General features: G+C 69.0%; 14 protein-coding genes. 3 read left to right on the top strand and 11 right to left on the bottom strand.

Features of this window, described 5'->3' with window-relative positions:
• Nucleotides 1-109: 109 nt before the first annotated feature.
• From ABZV40_RS45045 to ABZV40_RS45005, 9 genes are all read right to left on the bottom strand, one after another.
• Nucleotides 110-1,921 (bottom strand): phosphoenolpyruvate carboxykinase (GTP), encoded by a 1,812-nt coding sequence (locus tag ABZV40_RS45045; protein ID WP_355456244.1) that lies wholly within the window; start codon nt 1,919-1,921, stop codon nt 110-112.
• A 306-nt stretch (nt 1,922-2,227) separates the two neighbouring features.
• Complete coding sequence (locus ABZV40_RS45040; protein WP_355456242.1) at nt 2,228-2,914, bottom strand: DUF6802 family protein; 687 nt, start codon at nt 2,912-2,914, stop codon at nt 2,228-2,230.
• A 44-nt stretch (nt 2,915-2,958) separates the two neighbouring features.
• Complete coding sequence (locus ABZV40_RS45035) at nt 2,959-3,561, bottom strand: cupredoxin family copper-binding protein (RefSeq protein ID WP_355456241.1); 603 nt, start codon at nt 3,559-3,561, stop codon at nt 2,959-2,961.
• Nucleotides 3,561-4,439, bottom strand: coding sequence for a cupredoxin family copper-binding protein (locus tag ABZV40_RS45030; RefSeq protein WP_355456239.1), 879 nt, complete (start codon nt 4,437-4,439; stop codon nt 3,561-3,563). Before ABZV40_RS45030 ends, ABZV40_RS45035 begins: the two co-directional genes overlap by 1 nt.
• A gap of 25 nt (nt 4,440-4,464) precedes the next feature.
• Nucleotides 4,465-5,349 carry a CopD family protein gene (locus ABZV40_RS45025; RefSeq protein WP_355456237.1) on the bottom strand — a complete coding sequence of 295 codons (885 nt, stop codon included), beginning with the start codon at nt 5,347-5,349 and terminating at the stop codon, nt 4,465-4,467.
• Nucleotides 5,346-5,960, bottom strand: a complete 615-nt coding sequence (locus ABZV40_RS45020) for a hypothetical protein (RefSeq protein ID WP_355456235.1) — start codon at nt 5,958-5,960, stop codon at nt 5,346-5,348. Before ABZV40_RS45020 ends, ABZV40_RS45025 begins: the two co-directional genes overlap by 4 nt.
• Nucleotides 5,961-6,207: 247 nt before the next feature.
• Entirely contained in the window at nt 6,208-8,028 is a 1,821-nt protein-coding gene (locus ABZV40_RS45015) for a dynamin family protein (protein WP_355456233.1), read from the bottom strand.
• Nucleotides 8,025-8,390 (bottom strand): nucleotide exchange factor GrpE, encoded by a 366-nt coding sequence (grpE, locus tag ABZV40_RS45010; protein WP_355456232.1) that lies wholly within the window; start codon nt 8,388-8,390, stop codon nt 8,025-8,027. The genes ABZV40_RS45015 and grpE overlap by 4 nt, the downstream gene beginning before the upstream one ends.
• Nucleotides 8,387-9,892 carry a dynamin family protein gene (locus ABZV40_RS45005; RefSeq protein WP_355456230.1) on the bottom strand — a complete coding sequence of 502 codons (1,506 nt, stop codon included), beginning with the start codon at nt 9,890-9,892 and terminating at the stop codon, nt 8,387-8,389. Before ABZV40_RS45005 ends, grpE begins: the two co-directional genes overlap by 4 nt.
• 54 nt (nt 9,893-9,946) lie before the next feature.
• On the opposite strand from ABZV40_RS45005, the gene ABZV40_RS45000 reads away from it, so the two are divergent.
• Complete coding sequence (locus ABZV40_RS45000; RefSeq protein WP_355456228.1) at nt 9,947-10,381, top strand: hypothetical protein; 435 nt, start codon at nt 9,947-9,949, stop codon at nt 10,379-10,381.
• Here ABZV40_RS45000 and ABZV40_RS44995 read toward each other — a convergent pair.
• Both ABZV40_RS44995 and ABZV40_RS44990 read right to left on the bottom strand, forming a co-directional pair.
• Nucleotides 10,366-10,734: a GntR family transcriptional regulator gene (locus ABZV40_RS44995; RefSeq protein WP_355456226.1), complete on the bottom strand. Its 369-nt coding sequence runs from the start codon at nt 10,732-10,734 to the stop codon at nt 10,366-10,368. The two genes, ABZV40_RS45000 and ABZV40_RS44995, sit on opposite strands and share 16 nt — an antisense overlap.
• Nucleotides 10,731-11,405, bottom strand: a complete 675-nt coding sequence (locus ABZV40_RS44990; protein WP_355456224.1) for a hypothetical protein — start codon at nt 11,403-11,405, stop codon at nt 10,731-10,733. The genes ABZV40_RS44995 and ABZV40_RS44990 overlap by 4 nt, the downstream gene beginning before the upstream one ends.
• 117 nt (nt 11,406-11,522) lie before the next feature.
• Between ABZV40_RS44990 and ABZV40_RS44985 the strand changes: the two genes are divergently transcribed.
• Complete coding sequence (locus tag ABZV40_RS44985; protein ID WP_355456222.1) at nt 11,523-12,698, top strand: sensor histidine kinase; 1,176 nt, start codon at nt 11,523-11,525, stop codon at nt 12,696-12,698.
• Nucleotides 12,699-12,707: 9 nt separating this feature from the next.
• Nucleotides 12,708-13,364: a response regulator transcription factor gene (locus ABZV40_RS44980; protein ID WP_030465720.1), complete on the top strand. Its 657-nt coding sequence runs from the start codon at nt 12,708-12,710 to the stop codon at nt 13,362-13,364.
• Nucleotides 13,365-13,438 lie beyond the last annotated feature (74 nt).

Raw genomic sequence — 13,438 nt, 5'->3', positions numbered from 1 at the left:
TTTAATCCCCCCCCCCGCCCCCCATCATACTCCCGCCATCTCTTTTTATGGGGGGGGGGGCCGCGCTTTTTCCTCCAGGGAAACGCGGGGCCCCCGCGTGGCGTCAGGGTCAGCCCAGGCGCTGCTTCAGGGCTTCCAGCTCGTCGCGGAGCGTGGTCGGGACCTTGTCGCCGATCTTCGCGAACCACTCCTCGACCAGCGGGATCTCGGCACGCCACTCGTCGGCGTCGAACGCCAGCGCGGCCTCGATGTCCTCACGCGACGCGTCCAGACCCTCGAGGTCCAGGTCATCGGCGGTCGGGATGTAACCGATGGGGGTCTCGACAGCGGCGGACTTGCCCTCGATGCGCTCGATGGCCCACTTCAGCACGCGCGAGTTCTCGCCGAATCCCGGCCACAGGAAGCGCTTGTCCTCGCCGCGGCGGAACCAGTTCACGTAGAAGATCTTCGGCAGCTTGTCGGCGTCGGCGCGCTTGCCGAGGTCGACCCAGTGCTGGAAGTAGTCACCGGCGTTGTAGCCGATGAACGGCAGCATCGCCATCGGGTCGCGGCGCACGACGCCCGTCTTGCCGACCGCGGCGGCCGTGGTCTCCGACGACAGCGTGGCGCCCATGTAGGTGCCGTGCTGCCAGTCGCGCGACTCGGTGACCAGCGGGATCGTCGTGGCACGGCGGCCACCGAAGAAGATCGCCGAGATCGGCACGCCCTTGGGGTCGTCCCACTCCGGCGCCTTGATGTCGCACTGCTCGATCGGGGTGCAGTAGCGCGAGTTCGGGTGCGACGACAGCTCGTCGCTGTCCGGCGTCCAGTCCTGGTGCTTCCACGAGGTGAGGTGGGCCGGGGGCTCGCCCATGCCCTCCCACCAGATGTCGCCGTCGTCGGTCAGCGCGACGTTGGTGAACAGCGAGTTGCCCTTGGCGATGGTGCGCATCGCGTTCGGGTTGGTGTGGTAGTCGGTACCGGGCGCGACGCCGAAGAAGCCGTTCTCCGGGTTCACCGCGTAGAGGCGGCCGTCCTCACCGAAGCGCATCCACGCGATGTCGTCGCCGAGCGTCTCGACCTTCCAGCCGGGGATGGTCGGCTCGAGCATCGCGAGGTTGGTCTTGCCGCAGGCCGACGGGAACGCGGCCGCGACGTAGTACGCCTTGTTCTCCGGCGAGGTGAGCTTGAGGATCAGCATGTGCTCGGCGAGCCAGCCCTCGTCGCGCGCCATCACGCTCGCGATGCGCAGCGAGTAGCACTTCTTGCCGAGCAGGGCGTTGCCGCCGTAGCCGGAGCCGAAGCTCCAGATCTCGCGGGTCTCCGGGAAGTGCGAGATGTACTTGGTCTCGTTGCACGGCCACTGCACGTCCTGCTGGCCGGGCTCCAGCGGCGCGCCGAGCGAGTGCAGCGCCGGGACGAAGTCCGCGTCCTCGCCGAAGAGCGCGAGGGCCTTGGTGCCCATGCGGGTCATGATGTGCATGGAGACGACGACGTACTCCGAGTCGGTGATCTCGACGCCCAGCATCGGCTTCTCCGCGTCGAGCGGGCCCATGCAGAACGGAATCACGTACATCGTGCGGCCACGCATGCAGCCCCGGTAGAGCTCGGTCATGATGGCCTTCATTTCCGAAGGGTCCATCCAGTTGTTCGTCGCGCCCGCGTCCTCTTCGCGCACCGAACAGATGTAAGTGCGCTCCTCGACCCGAGCGACGTCGCTGGGGTCCGAGGCGGCCCAGAACGAGTTCGGCTTCTTCTTCAGCGGCACGAACGTGCCGGCGTCGACGAGCTTCTGCGTGAGACGGTCCCATTCGCCCTGGGACCCGTCCGCCCAAACAACCTCGTCAGGGCAGGTCAGCTCAGCGACTTCCTGAACCCATGCGAGCAAACGCGCGTGGTTGGTAGGTGCGTGTTCGAGACCGGGAATGGTCACTGCCGTCATCTCGTCTCGTCTCCTGACTGAACGCCTCGGCTGCCCGAGGACGGGGTGGGTCGTCCGCGGTGTGGGGACTTCGTCGTCCTCGGGAATAGCTCCAGACGCCCGGTGGGGCCGGGCGTGCGTGGAAGGGGATGGACCGAGGTTAGCCCGGTGAATGGCAGGTAACGCACCCCCAGCCTGTCGGTTCTCTCACAAAACCGATTCTGGAATCGATTCAGCACTCGGACGGCGTTAAGGCGCGCTTGAGGTCGGAAAAACACAAGAGGCCCCGGTGCGGTTCTCACCACACCGGGGCCTGTGACCTGCGCTTCAGTTCGGGCTGATCCACTGCCCGGTGGTGGAATCGATTCGGACGACCCCGTCGAACCGTTCTTCCTCGAACCAGTCGTCCGAGTCGTCCAGAATGCCGCTCTTCGAGTCGGTCACGTACCGGCCGTCGGACTCGATGTGCCCGTGCTCGACCTCGACCCAGTCGCCACTGCGGTGCTCGGACATCGTGACCTCGCCCGATCGTGTGATCTCGGTCGCCACGTCGGCCCGTCCGTCGCCGTTCTTGTCGGTGAACAGCCAGGTGTCGCCGTCGTCGTCCCGCACCACGGCGGTGTCGGCCTTGCCGTCGCCGTCGGTGTCCTCGGTCGCCCGCCCGACTTTCCGGTCGCCTTCGTCGGTGTCCACGACAATGGTCTGCTGCGGCGCCGAATTCGTCTTTTGTTGATGAGCGTCGTGCGGGTCGACGGCAACCCACTCACCGGAATTCTCCTCGAAACGGGCCTGGCTGAGGAGATTGCCGTCCTTGTCGAAAGTGCTCATCAGATCGGCGTCGCCGTCGCCGTTCGTGTCGGTGAACGCGAGGTGTCCACCGTCGTCCGTCTCGACCACGGCTGAGTCGTTCACGCCGTCGCCGTCGAGGTCGAAGGTGACGTCGGCGGTGTACTCCTCGTGCTCGACGGTCACCTTCAGCTCGGCGTCGGCCGCACCGTTCTCGTCGATGTACACCGGGACACACCTCCTACACCTCTTGCGTACCGGTATGACCCACGTTATGCCGGTTTGGTTCCCCGGCCAACCTCCTCACGCTCCGGCCGCGCACCGATCAGCAGCAGGCACAGCGTGGTGACCGCGGCGACGAGGCCCGCCAGCAGCAGCATCGGCGGCAGGGACGCCGACGGCGGCTGCGGTGCCGCGACGGCCGCGACCGCGCTGGTCGTCGTGGTGGGCTCCGTGGTGCTCACCGGGGGCGCGGAGGTGGTCGTCGCCGTGGTCACCGCCGGTGCGGGGGCCGCCGGTTGCGCGGGCGGCCGTGGCGGTGCGGGGGTCTGAACGGCGAGCACGACGATCTGGGCCCGCATGTCGGGGTGCACGGAGCAGACGTAGTCGAATGTGCCCGGTTGGGTGAACGTGAAGCTCCACGACTGCCCTTGGGCGAGCATCGGCGAGTGGAACGTGCCGCCCGCGACGTCGTGCGCGGCCTGGTCCTGGTTCGTCCACGTGACGACGTCGCCGACGTGCACCGTCATCGTGGCCGGTTGGTAGGCGTACTTCGCGATCGGGATCTGGTGCGTCGTGGCGGCGGACGCCGTGCTGACGGCGAAGGTCAGCACGGCGAGCGCGGCCAGGACAACGCCGGCCAGGCCGCGCGTCATCAGCAGATCGCCTGGTTGAACGCCGGGTCGAGCATCTGCTCGATCAGCACCGTGTGCGCCTTGACGTAGTTGTCGAACGCCAGTGCGTCCTTCGTCTGCTGCAGCAGCGAGGTCTCCAGGTGCGCGGCCTTCACGTGCGCGACGAACGGCGCCAGCACGTCAGCCGGCAGTGAGGAGGTCAGTGCCGGGTCGAGCATCTGCTCGATCAGCACCGTGTGCGCCTTGATGTAGTTGTCGAACGCGAGCGCGTCCTGCACCTGCTGCAACGGCGAGGTCTCCAGGTGCGCGGCCTTCACGTGCGCGATGAACGGCGCCAGTGCCTCCTTCTTGACGCAGCTCGGCTGTCCCGCGGGCGGCGTCGTCGTCGAGGGAACCGGGTGCGTGGTCGGGTGACCCGTCGGAGGGGTCGTCGTGACCGGAGGCGTGGTCGTCGCCGGCGGGGTGGTGGCCGGCGGGGTGGTCGTGGTCGGCGGGGTGCTGCCGTTGACCGTGACCGACGCCTTCATGTCCGGGTGGATCGAGCAGTAGTACGAGTACGTGCCCGGCTTGGTGAAGGTGTAGCTGAAGGTCTGGCCCTGCTGCAGGGTCGGCGAGGTGAACTTCTCCGGCCCGTTCGTCACGACGACGTTGTGGGGCGCCGTGTCGTGGTTCGTCCAGGTGACCGTGTCGCCGGCGGAGATCGTCAGCGTGGCCGGCTGGAACGCGTAGCCCATCATCTCGACGTTGGTCGTCTGCTGGGCGGTGGCCTGGCCCTGTTGGGCGGCGAGATCCACGCCGACCGGGGCCGCCTGGCCCGGTGCGGAGAGGCTCAGGCACAGCGCTGTTCCCGCGATGCCGAGTGCCGCGACGAGCACGGCGAACCGGTTTCCCTTGTCCACTGCGGACTTCCTTTCTCGTTGTGAGTCAGCGACCGGGACCGGTCGTGACGAGGAGGGCGGCGACGGCCAGCACCACGACGGCGAGCACCGCTTCGGCCGCGACCGACACCACGAGCCCTCGGGTGGTCGCGGCGACGCGCAACCGCCGGTCCACCCAGGTCTTGCTCGCGAACCCGAGGACCAGCAGCACCCCGAAGAGCGCCAGCTTGGTCAGCAGCAACCGGCCGTATCCGGTGTGCAGCAACGCGTCCACCGAACCGACCAGCCGCCACGCCAGCACCGCGCCCGCCGCCGTGATCACCCCGACGGACACCATCGCGAGCCGCGAGTAGCGCGGCAGCACCGCGGCGAGCACGTCGCGATCGCGGGCGGGCAGCACGGCGAGCAGCAACATCAGCAAGCCGCCGACCCAGAGGCAGACCATCAACAGGTGGGCGAACACGACCGCCTGTCCCCAGCCGGGCAGGTCCAGGACGTGGCCGGTCATTCCGTTGGTGCGCAACACACCCAACGCGACCGCGGCCGCACCGACGCGCCACGGCAACGACCTCGCGGCGCGCGCACCGCGCCGGGTCAGATCGGCGAGCACGACCAGAGCGAGCAGCCACAGCAGCGCGCGGGCGAACCACACCCGGCCGAACGGGGTGTCGAACAGCGGCACCAGCGCAGAAGGGTCGAACGCGGCGGACGGCGGCCGTCCCGCCACCCACGCGGCGTCGAAGCAGAGACCCACCGCCGTGCCGGCGAAACCGCAGAGCCAGCCGAACGCGATCAGCCGCCTGGCTCGGGCGGTGTCCGCGCCGTCGGGCCACAGCAGGGCGATGAAAGCCGTGCCACCGATGAACAACGTCGTGCCGAGGTAGTCGAACGACCTGGCGAACAGGAACCACGACTTCGCCGCCTCGGTCATGGCGTGTCCAGCACTGCTTTGACCTGACCGGTCTTCTCGTCCACGGCGAGGGCGCAGGTGGAGCCGAGCAGGTCGCCGACCAGCTTGCCGGGGTCGCCGAGCAGCCCGGTGGCATCGCCCAGCAACGGGAGGTCCACGAGGGACGGTTGCTTCAGCTCGCCGGCCTTCTTCGTGCCCGTGGGCAGTTCGCGCACCACCGGCAGGTCGTCGCCGAGCAGGGACAGCAGTCCGAGCTGCCGCAGCAACTTCGTGATGGCTCCGGCATCACAGGGCTTGCCCGGCTCGGAGGTGGGAGGTGTTGTCGGAGTCGTCGGCGGTGTCGTGGGCGGCGGCGTGTCCGGATGCGAGTGCTCGGGAGCGGGCACGTGCGGCCCCTCCGGCACCGGCGGCATCGGAGCCGGGTCGTACGCCACCGGTTGTGGCATCGGGTTCTCCGGCTGGGGCGGCTGCTCGGCCGGTGACGTGGTGGTCGGCGCGTGCGAGTGCTGGTCCGGTTGGCTGACCGCGTTCTGCATCTGCGGCACGCGCCCGATGCCCGACGCGAACCCGAGCACGACGACCACGGTGCCCACCAGGGTCGCCGCCACCACCTGGTCTCGTTGCAGCTTCATATCGGGCAGCGAAGCAGTTCACCGATTACCGGCCATTCCCGTTCGATGACACAACGGTGAACTAGCTTGCGCACCGAAATAGTCGCAAGCCGTGCAGACCCGGAAACGACGAATTAAATTGCTTCCACAAGAAGGCCCTGGCCAGCCAAAATGAGCGTCGCTCCGTTAAGTTCAATCATTGGTACAATCGAATTTGTCGACCACCCGTAACCGTCCGGCGGGGCGGTCGTTGAGTCTTTTTCGACCCCTACGCGCGGTCGCGCACGGACCTGATCCGGCCCAGCAGCTCCTCGGCCTTCGCACGTCCCGACTCCACCTCGGCCAGCTGCCGGGTCACCGACTGCAGTTCGCGGCCCCGTTCGCCGGCCTCCATGCGCAGCGCCTTGTCGACCTCGCGCAGTTCCGCCTCGATGGCCTCGATGCGCTTCGCGAGGGCTTCGTCCAACGCCAGCGAGAGCGCCTGCTCGGCCTCGATGAGCTGTTCCGCGGCCAGTTGGTCCACTGTGGAGCGAGCGTCGGCGATGGCGTCGGAGAGCCACTGCTTGACGTGCTGCTTCTCGGCCGTGTGGGTGCGGGTGCGGGCCATCCACCACCCCGCGCCCAGACCCAGGACGATGGTCACCGGGAGGACGACCGGGTTCAGGACGGCGATGCCGAGACCGGCCAGGGGCATCACGGCCAGCTTGCCCGCGCCCAGACCGCCGGACACGCCCATGAAGACCAGGAGCTTGTCCTCGGCGGTCGGCGGGCGCTTCTCCTTGGGGCGCAGCACGACCGGGGGCTGCTCGCCGCGCGCGAACTGGCCGCGGATCAGGGTCAGTTCGTCGGCGGAGAACAGGGTGGCGAGAACGGCGTCGGTCACCTGCGCCAGACGTGCGGCCAAAGCCGTGGAGATGCGGCCCGACACCACCTGCAGGGCGGTGTCGACCTGGTGCGGCAACTGGGCCAGAGCGGTGCGGTCCGCCCCGTCGATGGCCTGGCGGTACCAGGTCTGCAGGTCGCGCATCTGGCGGGAGATCTCGTGGGAGTTCTCCACGCGGGCGCGCTGGATCTCGCCGCGCAGGCGGACCTGCCAGCCTCGGGTGGACGAACGGCGTTCGGTCTGCAGCTCCTCGCGGCGGGCACGCAGCACAGCGGCCTCGTCCTCGCCCACGGACAGCGCGCGCTTCTCGTGTTCCAGGCGCACCGACAGCTCGGCCAGCACCGTGGACAGGGCGCGCAGGGCGTTGGCCTCGGCGAGCATTCCGGCGCGGCCAGCGACCAGCTCCTGCAGAGCGGTCTGCAGTGCGCCGATGCCGGAGCGTTCGCGCAGCATGGCGGCGGCGTCCGGGTTCGGGGCCTGCGCGGCCATCTCGAACATGCGGGACGAGACCGGGTGGAACACGGCGTCGGCGAAGCGCGGGGCGTGCTCGGCCAGCAGGGCGCGGTCGGCGTCGAGGACCTGGCGCCAGCCGCGGTACTGGTCGGTCTTGGTCAGGGCGAAGACGACGGTTTCCACGCGGTCGCCGACGCGCTTGAGGAAGTCCAGCTCACCGCGGGTGAAGGGCGACGAGGCGTCGACGACGAACACCAGGGCGGTGGCCGAGGTGACGGCTTCGAGCGCCAGTTCGCCGTGCACCGACTCCAGCCCACCGACCCCAGGAGTGTCCACAACGGACATGCGCTCCAACAGCGGGATCGGGGCGTCGACCTCGACGTAGCGCGGCGGGAGCTCGCCGGGAGGCAGCTCGTGCGCCGCGGAGACCCAGTTGATCAGCGCGGGCAGCGGGAACGTCACCGGGGCGAGCACACCGGGGTAGCAGGCGCGGGCGGCCCACGCCGAACCGTGCTGGAACACCAGGTAGGTGGACGTGGCCACGTCGGCGTCGACCGGCGAGAGACCGGGAGTGGCCAGCAGGGCGTTGACGAGCGACGACTTGCCGCGGTTGGTCTCGCCGACGATCACGACCGACGAGATCTCCGGGACCGCGCGACGAGTGACCCAGTCGGCGAGCGCCGGGTCGAGTTCGCGCACGAGAGAGGTGAGACGTTCACGCGTCTGACGGACGGTCTGGGCGAGGTTGCTCATGGGGCCGTGTAGACCGTCACGATCGGAGCCCGCAGGACGCGGCCGCGGTCGCAGAAGCCCGGCACCTCGGTCTCGGCGACCAGGCCCTGCAGTGACGCGTCGGTCGTGGGCACCGTGCCGCCGGCCTCGTGCAGGGACGGGTCGAACCGCTCACCGTCGGCACGGACGGCCACGACCCCTATGGTCGACAGGCCTTCCTCGATGCGTTCGACCACCCCCGCGCTCGCTCGGTCCAGCGCGTACAGGCACAGCTGGACCAGGGCGCGCCGCTCGGCCAACGCCTGGTCGAGGAGCTCGTCGGCAATGGTCTCCACACCGTCGTCCGACGCCACAGCCGTGGGATCGGTTCCATTCACGCTCATCGGTGCCCCCCAGCACGTAGTTGCTGCCACATGAGGAAATACGCCCGGTGGACGACGTGCGCCACCCGAGCCTGCGCCGGTGTCGCGCCGAACGAGGCGAACGAACGCCACCAGCCGGCGCGTTCCAGCGCGTGGGCGAGGAGTTGCGGCAGCGGCCGGCCGGTCAGCCCCAGCTGTCCCGGCACGTCCGGGGTGCTGCCGACGCGCAGCACCTCCTCCGTCAGGTCCGGCGGCAGCGTCACCGCGCCGGACGACACCAGGGTCAACGCCTCCAGCAGCCGCAGCTGATGGGCTTCCGGACGGGCGAGCAGCACCTCGATCGCGTCGTGCACGCGCTGCCGTTCACCGGGATCGCCCGAGGCCAGCGAGGTGACCGACGCGAGCGCTGCCGCCGCCTTGATGCCGTCGGCACGGGCCCGGAACACCGCGTCCAGCCGTCCGCGCACGGCGGCGAACCCCGAGGCGTCGAACAGCACCCGCCTGAGGGCTCCCGCGGTCAGCGCAGGTTCGGCGTCCAGCGCCGCCAGCGCACGGCCGATGCCGTAGAGGTCGAGCTTCTCCAGCAGCCGCGACCGCACGCCCGACGGAACATCGCAGTCCCACGACGTGAAGAGGTCGCCGGACATCAGCATCATCGTGCGGGTGTCGGGCTCCAGAGCGGCCAGCTGCCGCAACGCCTCCGCGTCGGCCGAGGTGAACTCGCCGGTCTCCGCGGACTCGGCGAGCAGGCTGATCACCGGCAGCACGTCGGCGACCCGCGGCTTCAGCAGCGCGGCCTGCTTCGACGCCAGGATCTCCGCGGCCCGCCACACGTCGCCGTCCGCGCCGTCGACGGTTTCCGGTGCCACGGCGTCGACCTTGTTCAACGCGGCGATGGCGTTGACCGGCCCGGCCTCGCGGGAGGCGGTGGCGGCGGTGAAGGCGGCCAAGGTCGCGTGGTCGTCCGCGCGCACGCCCTGCGTGACGACGTAGAGAACGGCCTCCGCACCCGCGACGGCGTTGCGCGACACGGGATCCAGCAGTTCCTCGGTGCGCGCGACCGAGGCCGCGTCCAGCGACCCGAGTCCTGGCGTGTCGATGACGGTGAAGTCGCGCAGGACGGCGTTCGTCAGGTACGCCTCGATGTGCGAAACGCCTTCCAAGCCAAGAGAAGCGGGAATCATGCCGTTGGCGTCGAACGGCAGCACCTGCCGCCGTCCGTCTTTCAGCACCACTTCGATGCGGTCGACCGTTCCGTACTGATAGCGCGTCACAAGCCGTGTGCACTCACCGACGTCGGTGGGCGCGACCCGGCGGCCGATCAACGCGTTGACCAGCGTCGACTTGCCGGACTTGATCCGTCCCGCCACCGCGACCTGCAACGGCGCGTGCAGCCGCCGCAACACTTCCTGGAAACCGCCGGCGGTCTGCTGGGAGACCTGAGGTCGCAGGGAGACGCACAACTGGGCCACCGCCGCGCACAGCGGTCCGGCCAGCTGTTGTTGTCCCTGCAACGCCGTCACGGGAACTGATCGTGCCACGGTTTGTGCGTGTGCGTGCGCGGGTAGCCACAGCCCATGGAAGACAGCTACGTGACGTTCCTAGTGCTGGGGATCGTCCTGGTCGTCGTTGACGGCCAGCTGATCTACCACAGCGGCAAGGGATATCTGAAGCGCGCGTACGACGAAGAAGAAGCCACCTCGATGATCCGGCTCGCGGTGGTGCTGTTCCACCTCGTCGTGCTCGGCCTGCTCGCGCTGGTGTCACTCGTCAGCGTCGAGACCGGAAACGCGACCAAAGACGTCGTGATGAAGCTGGGCATAGTGCTCTTGCTGCTGGCACTGGCGCACGCGGTGACGATGGCGATCCTGGCCAGGATTCGGGATCGCCAGATGCAGCAGCAGCTCGCGGATCAGATGGCCGAGGAACACCGCATCTACGAGGAACGGCACGCGCACGTAGGCGAACCGCGACCCGCGCCCAAGATCGAGTCGCCTTACTCAGCCCCGTAGTGGGCACGCACGGCGTTCAGTGCCTCCCCCTCACTGGCGCCGAGCGACCGAGCGACGGCGACGAACTCCGCCGCGGCGGCGGAGAGCGGGTCCGGTGCATGCGAAGGCAGGGCAGCCACCACGGTGCCCTGCCTTCGTCCTGTCGTGAGCATGCCCTCGGTCTCCAGCTCGCGGTAGGCCCGCGCGACCGTGCCGGCGGCGAGGCCGAGGTCGGCGGCGAGCTGGCGGATCGTCGGCAGCCGCGAGCCCACCGGCAACACACCACCGCTGATCAACCGCACCAGCTGGTCGCGGACCTGACGCCAGGGCGCGACGCCGTTGTCGACGTCGACGACGATTCGGGGCGCGCTCACCGGTCGATCTTCGCCGTAACCGGTTTGGTGTTGGCCATCGCGATCCACGCGAGGATGCCGATGAACCCCCACGGAAATAGGACCAGCACACCGGCCACTGCCGAGCCCAGCCCAGCGGACACGTGCACGCTGCGAGTGCGCAACGCCATGTCGACGTCCTGGTCACCGGTCGCCGGGCGGGTCACCGCAGCCCAGGTGATCACTCCGACCACCGCCGCGGACAGCGCCAGCCACCCGACGAGGTCCCACCTCAGGTAAATGGCGAGGTGGATCGCCGCAGCCAGGACGATGACCACGTAGGAGACGAGAACACCCTTCGCGGCGATGTCGAACAACCCGCGCGGCGTCAGCGACGCCACCCGGCGAGCCGCGCGCGGGGGTCGCAACGCCAGCAGTTCGGCGAGCAACGTGCCGGCGAGCACAGTGACCAGGATGTCCCAGTGGCCTTCACGCAACGGGGTGAAGAACCCGATCGCCGGATACAGCCAGGGGTAGAGCAGGCGGCGCTGCTTCAGGTACCGGACGGCGTCGGCCACCTGCGCGTCCGTCGGATCGAGCACCTGCCACTTCTTCAGCAAGCGCTTGCCGTTCGACGCGGTCGGCCACAGGAGCACGAGCAGCAGCAATCCGAAGCAGACGAACACGACCACCGCGGCCACGTGATCGCTCACCGCACACCCCCGAGTTTTTGTATCAACCTCTCGACACAATAACTCACACTGAAGTCGTACGCACCGTCCACCCGTGGCGCGACGCGCGGAAGTTCGACCCGCACCTAACCTTGAGCGGTGCGGCGGTTCAGCCTGTGGATGAAGGCTCACCCGGCGTTCGGGGACTCCCTGATCGCCGGGATTTTGCTGATCTTCGACATGGCTGTGGGGCTCAGCACAGCGGACCGGGGCGTGTCGTTCTCGGCGTTCCTCGCGGTCACGCTGCTGATGCTCGGACCGCTGCCGTTCCGGCGCTACCACCCGCTCGGCACCAGCTACCTGATCCTCGCGGGCGGGTACCTCCAGCTCTTCACCCACGGCGGTGAGGGCGGAATCCCGGTCCGGATGTCCGACTTCGCGCTGGCCATCGCGCTGTACACGCTGGTGGCGTACATCGGCCGCAAGTCGGCGTTGATCTACTCGTGCTGGTTGCTCGCGGGCACGCTGCTCTGGGCGGTCTTCCAGGTCGGCGAGCTCCAGGCCGTGTTTCTCGTGTTCCTGGTGTTCATGGTCTTCGGCTTCAGCTGGGCGATGGGCGAGTTCATCGGGGCTCGCCGCGCGTACCAGAGCGAGCTGGAACAGCGGCTCAAGCTGCTGGAGACCGAGCGGGACCAGCAGGCCAAGATCGCGGTCGGCGAGGAGCGCTCACGGATAGCCCGTGAGCTGCACGACGTCGTCGCGCACGCGGTGAGCGTCATGATCGTCCACGCGGACGGTGCCGCGTACACGATCAGGTCGCAGCCGGAGGTCGCGGAGAACGCGGTCCGCACGATCGCGGAGACCGGACGGCTCGCGCTGACCGAGATGCGACGGCTGCTGGGCGTGCTGCGCAGCGAGGACGCCGAGACGCAGTGGGCTCCACAACCGGACGCGCGCGGCGTGGTCGAACTCGCCGAGAACACCCGCGCGGCCGGGGTCCCGGTGCGGCTGGAGATCAACGGCGACGTGGAGGACCTGCCCGCCGGCGTCGGCCTCAGCATCTACCGGATCGTGCAGGAAGCGCTGACCAACACCATCAAGCACGCCGGCGCGGGCACGACCGCGACCGTCCGGCTGTCGCGCTCACCGGAGGAGCTGCGGCTGGAGGTCGTCGACAACGGCTTCGGCACGCCGCACGACGTGGTCAAGGTGTCCGGCGGCAACGGACTGATCGGCATGAGGGAAAGGGCTGCGGTGCTGGGCGGCGAGTTCGAGGCGGGCCCCAACCCCGGCGGGGGCTGGCGTGTGCGCGCGTGCTTCCCCCTGGCCGCATAGGGTGATCGAGTGATTCGGGTGCTGCTGGTCGACGACCAGGAACTCATGCGCATGGGCTTCCGCATGGTGCTGGGGGCGCAGGAGGACATCGACGTCATCGGGGAGGCCGCCGACGGCCTCGACGCGGTGCAGATGGCCGACAAGCTGCGCCCGGACGTCGTGCTGATGGACGTCCGCATGCCCGTGCTGGACGGCGTGGAGGCGACCAAGCGGATCACCGAGGCCGACACGGCCAAGGTGCTGGTCATGACCACGTTCGACATGGACGAGTACGCGTTGTCCGCGCTGCGCAACGGCGCCAGCGGGTTCCTGCTGAAGGACACCCCGCCGTCCGACCTGGTGTCGGCGTTGCGCGCGGTGGCCTCCGGTGACGCCGTGGTGTCGCCGTCGGTCACCAAGCGGCTGCTGGGCCGGTTCCTCGGCGACGGCGGCGGTGAGCTGCGCGACGCCACGGTGCTGGACGTGCTGACCGAACGCGAGCGCGAGGTGCTCGTGCTGATCGCGAAGGGCCTGTCCAACACGGAGATCGCCCGCAAGCTCTTCCTGTCGGAGGCGACGGTGAAGACGCACGTCGGACGGATCCTCGCCAAGCTGGAGCTGCGAGACCGGGTGCAGGCCGTGGTGCTCGCCTACGAGACCGGTCTCGTCCGTCCCGGTGATGCCTGAGCACCCGCAAGCGCTCGCGTCGTGGATGAAGGGCGCCTTCATCGACCTCAGGTGGAGGAAGGCGCCCTTCATCC

Origin of the sequence: Lentzea sp. NPDC004782 (genome assembly GCF_040609115.1) — a bacterium.
Lineage (GTDB): Bacteria > Actinomycetota > Actinomycetes > Mycobacteriales > Pseudonocardiaceae > Lentzea.
The sequence above is the reverse complement of the archived record's forward strand: the minus strand, read 5'-3'. Positions and strand labels throughout refer to the sequence as shown.